6 protein-coding genes are annotated in these 9,309 nt (G+C 55.1%); all 6 read right to left on the reverse strand.

Going from position 1 to position 9,309, the window contains the following annotated elements:
• Window positions 1–184: 184 nt before the first annotated feature.
• Genes HQL52_19170 through HQL52_19195 form a run of 6 tightly spaced genes read right to left on the reverse strand, consistent with a single transcriptional unit; the run spans window position 185 to window position 8,848 of the window.
• Window positions 185–934, reverse strand: coding sequence for a hypothetical protein (locus HQL52_19170; protein ID MBF0371565.1), 750 nt, complete (start codon window positions 932–934; stop codon window positions 185–187).
• The gene (gene pglZ, locus HQL52_19175; GenBank protein ID MBF0371566.1) at window positions 931–2,940 is read right to left on the reverse strand and encodes a BREX-3 system phosphatase PglZ; all 2,010 of its coding nucleotides are present in this window, start codon (window positions 2,938–2,940) and stop codon (window positions 931–933) included. Before pglZ ends, HQL52_19170 begins: the two co-directional genes overlap by 4 nt.
• On the reverse strand, window positions 2,933–5,731 hold the full coding sequence (locus HQL52_19180; GenBank protein ID MBF0371567.1) for a DEAD/DEAH box helicase family protein: 2,799 nt from the start codon (window positions 5,729–5,731) through the stop codon (window positions 2,933–2,935). Before HQL52_19180 ends, pglZ begins: the two co-directional genes overlap by 8 nt.
• Window positions 5,728–6,390, reverse strand: coding sequence for a hypothetical protein (locus HQL52_19185; protein ID MBF0371568.1), 663 nt, complete (start codon window positions 6,388–6,390; stop codon window positions 5,728–5,730). The genes HQL52_19180 and HQL52_19185 overlap by 4 nt, the downstream gene beginning before the upstream one ends.
• A 5-nt stretch (window positions 6,391–6,395) precedes the next feature.
• On the reverse strand, window positions 6,396–7,631 hold the full coding sequence (locus tag HQL52_19190) for an AAA family ATPase (GenBank protein MBF0371569.1): 1,236 nt from the start codon (window positions 7,629–7,631) through the stop codon (window positions 6,396–6,398).
• On the reverse strand, window positions 7,631–8,848 hold the full coding sequence (locus HQL52_19195) for a hypothetical protein (GenBank protein ID MBF0371570.1): 1,218 nt from the start codon (window positions 8,846–8,848) through the stop codon (window positions 7,631–7,633). Before HQL52_19195 ends, HQL52_19190 begins: the two co-directional genes overlap by 1 nt.
• Window positions 8,849–9,309: the final 461 nt, after the last annotated feature.

Here is a 9,309-nt window from a genome sequence, read left to right on the forward strand (position 1 = left end):
TCTCCATGGTGGCTGGAAGTCTACACCATGAGCCAGAGGCACGCACCAATTGCCCCCGAAGGGGGCGTCATGTTCCCGATATCCCGGCCCTGATGAGATGGCTTTCCTCGTTGAAGTGCTGAACCCAGAATTGGGCAGTCGGGTGTCAGCGACAACGATGCCATGCAGCAGATCTTTCCTGCTTTCAGGATTGTAGTGAAACCATCATCTTTTCATCGAATCCATGGTGAATGACATTGATCCCGTCCCAAGCCTCAAGCACCTTTTGAGAAGGCATACCAATCTGAAATGGAAAGAGAGACGGGTGCTGGGTCAAGGTACGAATCGATTCCGGTTTCCCTTCCCCTGCCGCCAACCGGGCTACCACCATCCACAGGCTCACAGCCTCACTATTGATGAACCTCTTTTCCTCTTTTAACCGGTAGATCCCTTTGGTCGGCGTATCCTCCAACACTCCCCAATCAGCAAATACCCGAAGAACGCGCCTAGCGGCCCTGAATACCGTTTCCCTTTCACCATACCGTTCTCTGAGACGCCGCTGGACCTGGGCCGAACTGATGGTTTCCTGGAGTTGCAACAGGCGGCCTGTGGCTTCCGCTACTGCCCCGAAAAAGGGATAGACCGCCATGGCCATCCCCCAGTGGATGGGCAGATGTTGGCGCTCCGGCAACTCCCGGATCAATTCCAGGCCCTTGTCCCGGATAAATGGCCATTGGGGACAGCCCGTCAACCAGATCCTCAACAAAATGGAAATGGCTTTCTCCCGGTTCCCCCTCTGTGCTGTCCCGCCGACGGAGAGCTTTTCCTGAAGAATTTCCTGCAGGCTGGCGGTAACTTCCTTTCGGTCCATTCCCGCCAGCGCCAGATTGGCGGTCCGCTCCATCCAAGACAACTGGATTCTTTGACTGAACCCTATTTGTCCTGCCCCCCTCATTTACGAGCTACACTGATTTGCACGACTGGCACGATCACCTCTTCCATGGATATTCCCCCGTGTCCCACAATGCGGCTGCCTTTTCCTATAAAGGCGGAACGTCGGGTCGACAGCAAGGAATGAAAACCCTCCGGCAAACCATGGTCAGGCCACTCAAGGCTCTCCGCAAACTTCCCATGAATGCTTGTCCGTAACTCCTTTTCCGGGTAGATGCGGCACCGCTCCCCACGTACATCCGCAATGACACCCTCGGTTGGGCGACCGCAACCCAGCGCCTCCACATTTCCATGATCCGACGTCAGGTAGATCTCAAACCCATGGACATGGCACAGCTCAAGCAATTTGGTCATGAAACCATTGCGGGCCCACTGCCGTACCGAAGCATGCATGCCAGCCGATCCCAACTCCATGCCGTGCATGATCTTGTCCACTTTGTCCACAACCAGACCGGCGGCCCGAACGCGGTGATCGGAGAGAGCCTCTTCAACCTCATCCAAAGATCCATCACCCAACCCCTTCAGATAGGCGGTCTCATGGGCAGCAAGACCTTGTCCCTCCCAGAACTGCTGCCAAAGCGCCGGTTCCTGCCTGGTGGTCTGAATTGTGGTCGGGAAGAAAAGGGGCGCCTTTCCAGAAAAAATCGCTTGCCTGGAGACGGATGTCAGGGTGGGAACCCAGGCGAAGACGCCATCTTCGTGAAAATTGAAATCAGGCGATTGCTCTGTCAGGACTTCCTTCAGGGTGAACCACTGATCCAGAGCCAGCCCATCCATCACGATCAGGACGATTTTGCCATTGCCGTCACCCTCAAGCTTCCTGGCCATGGCGCGGGGAATGTGGTGCACCATGACGGGAGGCGACGGCGGTTGGTTGTGCAGCCCCCCGAAACGCTGGGTCATCCAGGATTGGAACGTGGCGTCCACTCGCTGGCGGAGCGCGATGAATGACTCCTGATGCTCAGAAGTCAACGGTCGCTCGGGATCATTCGCCATCCGGGTGAGTTGCCCCCAGAGACGGGCATATTGAATCCACTCCCGATGCCGCCCATCCGCTTCCGGCAAGGTGGAATCGCATTTTTCCAGCAGCCCCTCCAGACGCCGTTTCCGGTCCGCTTCCGGATCACTGAAAACGCCAACTTCCACCCAGTTCAGCTTGAGAAGCCTGGATTTTTCGACGGATACCGGTTGCAGCATCCCTTCCAGAAACAGGTTATCCACATAGATCCGCACATCGTCGTGGTCAAAGGGCAGAATGGCGGGCCCACGATGCTTCATGCCGTAGGAGGAAACATGCTCATCCGGTGACATCCAGGGATTACCTTCCAACCTTTCCAGAAGGCGGTTCAAAAAAACCGGCCAGCGCTCTTGGAGAAAACCGAAAAAGGCATCCCGGTCCGGAACGATCTCCCCCAGCGGCCACTCATCAAACCATCCTGATTGCTGTAATTGACCAACCAGACGGTCATCCAGTATCCCAGGGATCCGTTGGTCCTGGTAATGGCGGCGCAGCAGAACGCGGAGAAGGTCGGATGGTTGTCGGATCAATTCCGGAGCGATGCCGAACACATGCCGGAGGATAAAATCCTTGGTAGCGTTGTCACCCATGGGCTCGCCGGCGTGGCGGGCAAGTGCTTGGTAAAGAGTCCCGATTTCCGACCGGTCCAGGGCGGCCAGCACCGGATAGCTCAAGCCGGGGAAGAGATCAGCAAGATTGAAAGAGAGCCGTCGGCTTGTCTGGAGAAGATCGTGAGGCAGGACATTCGAATCGGAAGCCAGCGTCACCACCAGATCAATCTGCTCGCCCTGATCCCACCGGGAACGGAACTTGGACTCAAAGGCAAACCGGAAGGCGACGGGATCCTCGTAGCGCATCAACTCGAATCCCCGGTCGTGGATGGTCTGAAGAATCCCTTCCTCCACCAGCAGACCGTCCGGGTCAGCAACGAGCGTCAGACGGGCGACCTGGGGGGTGAATTCCTTCAGGATCGTCTCGCGCCAGTCAACCATCGCGGCTCTCCCCACCCAGTTGCGTCATGAGCAACGGCGTCATTTCCGGCATTACCTCTCCCCTGGCATCCAGTTCCTGCCCCCACTCCCGTTCCTCCTGGGCAAGCAGGGTAAGACGGTGGTTTTTCACTTCGGGAAGGCCGATCCGCTCAATGGCTTGACGGCGTATGGAGAAAGCGTATTCACTCTTTTCCCGTTCCTTGGCAAGCCGGTCCCGGTGGGTGGTCAGAAGCTCCTGATAAACCGGCTGACCATGGATCTCGGCAACCTCGACCGTTTGCGAAAATGTCATCCGGGCTGTATCGCCATGGAGATGGGCGCCAATGACGGCATCCCCGGTCAACAACTGGTCCCAAACCCGCCGCGCCGTGGGGCCTAGAACCCGTCCGTCGTCATGAACAAACAGAGGCATGACCCGCTGGCGATGCTCACCGACTCCCTGGATGGCAATACGCCACAGAGACCAGATGCCTTGAATCTGCCCGGAAAGACCGGGCAGATTGATAACCGGAACCGGTTGGCCGGGAACGAATCGAGGAAGGCCAGATGTCAGACCGCGAATGCGTGGATCCTCCAGGGTCAGATGGCGGGCCGCTGGGTTGTCTTCGGCATCCCTGGCGATAAAAACCGCGAGGCTGTCGTCGGGCGGTTGTCCCGGCCATTGTAGACGCCACCCCCGTTCCTGCTGTTCGGCGGTGCCGCCATGGGCACGCAAATAGCTTACGGTCATCCGTTCCACCCAATGGGGCAAGGGATGGATCATCATGCGTTGCGCCTCTCCGGGATCCAAATCACGGGTCGTTCCCATAAGCGATTCGCTCTCCCGAGCGGATTCCGCGCCTTCCCGGATACGCCCGATCATCTCCTCCACGGCAGGCTCCACGCGGTCGGGATGGAGGATGGCCTCGATGTGGAGATCGTCAAACATCTCTCCGGCCTGGGCGGAATCAAGCACGTCGCCGGTCTTGTCGATGCCGAATTCCCGGTGGATGACGGCAAGCTTCTCTTCCAGGACCTCCTGCACCCGGTACTCCACCGTCTCCTCAAAGACGAAATTGATGGCGCGGACCACATGTTTCTGCCCGATGCGGTCCACCCGGCCGATACGCTGCTCAAGACGCATGGGGTTCCAGGGGATGTCGAAGTTGATCACCACATGGCAGAACTGAAGATTCAGTCCTTCGCCGCCGGCATTGGTGGAGATCAAAATCCGCTTTTCTCCAGCGAACGCCTCCTGGGCCTGTTTGCGCTCCTCCATGCTCATGGAGCCGTTCAAGCAGGCCACCGGGAATCCGCGATCCTCCAGAAAGCCCTTGAGCATCTCCTGGGTGGGCACGAACTCGGTGAAGATCAGGATCTTGAGGTCGGGATCGTTCTCTTCTTGCTGTAGGGTGTAGATCCGATCCAGAAGCGCTTCGGCTTTGGCGTCCGGGCCCGCTTCTTCGCATTGGCGGGCGGCGTCCAACAGAATATTCACCTCGGCCCGTTCATTCTTGATTCCCTTCAGGCGGGATGCGAGCAGGGTTTCCAGCAGATCCTGCCCGTCCATGTCCATCAGATCATCATCTGGATCCGTTGGGAAAAGGGAAAGCTGGGCATCGGGAATTTTGAGCGCTTCCAGACGGCGTTCCATAGTGGTGCGAATGGCGCGAGTGCTGGAAGTAACCAGCCGTTGCATCAGAATAAGCAGGAAACCGACGGCATTGCGCTTTTTGCGCATGGCTTGGTTGTAGCCCAGCCGGACATATTCGGTGACCGCCTCGTAGAGGGCCTTTTGCCGGTGGTGGCGAGCCTCCCAGGCCACGGGAAAAAGCTGGGTACGGCGTGGTTTAAAAAGCGGCTTGCCATCCGCATTGATGGCGCACCGTTTTTCTGTTCGGATCACGTAAGGATGCACGCGTTCTCGGGTGACGCTGGACGGGCTGGGGAAATTGTCCGCGTCCATCAGGGTGAGCAGGCGATGAAACGCGTCCGTCTTGCCCTGGTGGGGAGTCGCAGAGAGCAGCAGCAGGTAGGGAGCGGCTTCGGCGAGTCCCTGGCCCAGTTTGAAGCGAGCAACCTGATCGGTGCTGCCTCCCAGCCGGTGGGCTTCATCAACGATGATCATATCCCATCCGGCGGCGATCAGCCCATCGAAGCGGTCCCGATTGTAGTCGGCCACTTTGGCACGAGACCAACCACGGCGCTTCTCCAGGGGTTTGACCGAATCCATGGGGCAGATCACCTGGGAGTGGCTGCGCCAGGGATTTTCCTCTCCGGCAATGCGGCGGTAACCGGCGAAATCCCCGGGCAGGAGCAGGCGGAAATCCTCATTAAAATGGGTCTGCATCTCAGCCACCCATTGGGTGACCAGTCCTTTGGGGGCGATGACCAGTACCCGGCGGACCAGCCCGCGCAGTTTCAGCTCTCGAATGATGAGCCCCGCCTCAATGGTTTTGCCAAGCCCTACTTCGTCGGCCAGGAGATAGCGCACCTGATCGCCAGCCATGGCCCGGGTCAGGGCGTGGATTTGGTGGGGCAAAGGAATGACCGATGATTCGATGGGAGCCAGCAGGACGTCGTGAGTCAGGGCGTCGGCCACTCGGGCGGCTGTGGCGGTGTAGGTCAGTTGTTCCGGGCCGATGCCAGGGGCGCTTTCAATGGGAACAAGCTGGTCGGCGGGAACACGGAGTATAGAATTCTGGTCGGGGAGCCAAACGCGGCAGTACTGCTCCCCCCACAGGGATTGAGTGTTCAGCAATCGGCATGAGGATTGATGCCCGGCAACATGAAACCAGTCTCCGGTGATCATTGTATCCCCGGGGCCAGTTCACGGAGTTTTGACCGAAAATAGGAAAAGCTTGGAGATGCATTGATTTCCACGTCCATATGAGGAGAAATTTTCTCTGCCCACTTCGATTTTTCGGCTCCAATGGCCTGCCATCCTTGTTGGCCAAGCTTCCCAGATCCTCCAGGAAAGATGGCATCAGCCAATCGTTCCCAGGTTCCGCAAATACTGTCATTGACGTAACCATTCAGAACAGAATCCTTGGCGGCCGGATATGCGGTCTTGATGGCGGTCAGGTCCCCGAGAAACCAAGCTTCACCCTCTTCGATGGCAATACAAAAACGCGTTTCCGGCGCGGGATTGCAGGCATCCAAAACTCTGATCAACTCACCACGGAATGTTTTCAGGCACTTGTCGTCCAAATCGCAGACGATGATGACCGCTGCTGGATAATCATCGGGATAACTGGCGAAGGTATTGCCATAGCCACGCAGCAACCTTGGAAGCTGATCCAATAGAATACGCTTGCTTGGATCCGCCGTGCCCTGCAGGTTCTTGGGGATACGTCCCACACCCTTGTAGGGATGGATGTTGAATGTACCTCCATCTCCCAGAATTTTTGGAACCAACGTATCCAGTGCGGTTTTTCCGGATTGATCTTCCACGAGAATTTCAAAGTGCATGGCAATCACCGGGCATCCAGATAGTCGCTGTACCATAACCCACCCAGTGGGAGACCTTCTTTCACCATGCTATTGACGATTGAATCTTCACTTGCGCGTCGGATTGTCGAAAAACCATCCTCTCCCTTTTCAAGAATCCAAACCTCATCAGGTTCAAGCGCATCCACAAAGTAGGGTTGATGGGTTGTGATGAAAAGCTGAGAACCGCCTTTCAGACCTGTTGCATGGCGTCGAAATTCCATGGCCAACGTTTCAAGGAGTTTGTGGTATAGGCCATTTTCAGGCTCTTCGATACAGATGAAGGGTGGTGGTGATGGATCCTCCAGCAACAGCATATAGCTGAACATTTTCAGTGTTCCGTCAGACATTTGCTGTTGTGTGAAAGGTTTGGCAAATCCTCTGTCTTGGAAAAGAAGATAGAGATTATTTGTCACTTTATCCCGATGGGGTTTGATGGACCCAATGCCTGGGATCTTTATGGCAATATTATCCAAGATACGTTTAAAAATTTGTGGGTGATTACGGTCCAGATATTGGACCACATTCCCCATATTGTCGCCGTGTAGGTTTAAATGTTTCTGAATGCCAGCCTGGGGAATTTCACGAGCCGCATCTGGGGTAAAATAACTTAGATACCAGCTTTTGATAAATTGCTTGAATCGATTAATACGAGGATTTTCCTTGAACTGTTCGGCCAGGGAGACAATGGCCAATGTGTGAGGGTCTAATTCAACATCTCTCCTTTGGGCCGCATCACCCTCAACGCTATCATCACCAACCCAAACTTGGCCCTTGCCATTTTCCAGATATAGGAATGATTTCGGCGCACCCCTAGGTTGGTTTTTTGCTCTCTGTCTAAGTCTCTCTGAAAATACAATAGGGAGTCCTGTTTTTTGATTAAGACCAATGCTGATCTCATAGGTAATGGGACGTTCATTTTTTGCTTCTCTGTAGTAAATGGCAAATTTAATAGGCTCGTTCACTCCGAGAGAAACCAAGCGTTCAAACCCCCCGCGTTTGTGAGCATTACATGCAGTTTCAATGTCCGTTTCCATGCAATCCGCCAAGAACCCAAGGGCGCTGAAAATGGAACTCTTGCCCGATCCATTCTTTCCAATCACGGCCGTCATGGGCGTTAAAATTTGTGCCTTTTTAAAATTTGGATCCGTCCCGATTCGCCCCATGGCAATATCTTTGATGGAGCGAAAATTCTGGATTCGAAATCCTTCGATCATGGCCATTATTCATTCTCCGTTCTGGTAACCGCCTGGTCGTACCACATCAGCAGCTTGGCATCCTCCTGGAGGACGGCTTCGGGGATTTTTGCGGCTACGGCGACGATGGTGGGGTAGTCCTTCTCTTGCCACGCCTTGCGGAATCCGGCGCGGACGGCTTCCAGGCGGAAGAGCTTCAGTCGCTTATTCGTGCTGGTTCGGTACTCCTCGAACTCCCTGAGCAGGGAGCGCTCGCGTAGCTTCTCCAGATCGCCGGCCTTGTTGGGGTCTGGGACGTACCAGCGATCCTTGGCCTTGGCGCGCAGGGTGGGATCATCCTTGGTTAGGTTGCGCAGATCCTTGAAGTTGGTGGAAAGATAATTGTGGATCTGACCGGGGACCTCTCCCTGCCCGTTGTAGGGAATAAAATTCATTTCCAGAATTTCCGACAGTTCCGGCATCTTCTCGTGTTTCATCCAGCCAGCTCTGGTTCGCTCCATGAATTGCGGTTGGATCTCCTGGTAGCCTTGTGGTTTTGCTTTTAATTGCTGCTGAAGCCACCGAATGGTGGACACCTCGTCCACCACGTCCAAGGTGAGCTGTTTGACATGATTGGTGGTCATGCGCTTTTTGTCGTATTGGGGGATCTGCTCTTGAATGAAGAACATCCCGTCCCGTTCGGCAAAACGCTGGGTGAGACCCTGCAGAAATTCCGCTGACGAGAGTGGGACCGTCACCCCACGCTGGACATGAAAGGCCACCATGCGGTCAAAGAGAAAATAGCCCAAACGTTCCGCAATCACCTCCATCTCGCCATCCTTGGCGACGAAGACCGGAAGCTGTCGTAGATGGGTGCGGACAAAATCCCACACCCCTTCCTCGGTACCGGCGCTGATCTCAAATCGTTCTTCCAACCCGCCATTGGGCTTGTAGGCGGATATTACCAGATCCTGTTTCATAGCGGTGCTGGTTACCTGTCGGTAGGAGCCTTGTTGCTTATCCATGGTACGCACATCCGCCACCACGAACCCGGCGGCCAGCATCGCCTCCTGGATGGCGTTCCAGACGGCGTTCTTGGAGTTGTGGAATACCACCGTCATCCAGCGGCCCGGCTTCAGTACCCGGCAATACTCCCGGAAGCACTGTTCCATCAGGTGCTGATACTCGGGCATACCCTTCTTTTTGGCCTTGTCGACGATGGCCTCGGGCTGGGCGTCAGTGCGTACTCGATGCCAGGATTCCACCAGGAAGTTCAAATCAGCATAATAAATATTTTCACCAAAGGGAGGATCGGTGAAAATGTAGTCAACATGTGAATCTGGTAGTGGCAATAAAATTGTCGAAGCGGCACTGATTGAGACAGAAGTAGGAACCTGTTTGAACCCTTGAAAAACTTTTATAAGGCGCTTTAATTTTCCTTCATGAACGTACCATGGGCTCAGCTCAGAGTGCTGTGAAGGGACATAGTAGATCCCTTTCATATACTGGGAAACCTGTGAAAACCCAGTTGGCCTGTATGAGTTGCAAACGGATGTTGTCCAAAACCCCTGCTCTACAAACCATAGCAGCATGTTCTTAGTACGCGGATCTGAGTGGGCCTGTGCTTTGCGCCACAAGGTGGCCAAGGTATGAGTCCCCCGAAAAAAGTCCGTTCAAGCTTGATAGCATTCCCAGGCCAGTTGACTGCTTGATGTGAAAATCTCAC

This window comes from Magnetococcales bacterium (assembly GCA_015232395.1).
GTDB lineage: Bacteria > Pseudomonadota > Magnetococcia > Magnetococcales > JADFZT01 > JADFZT01.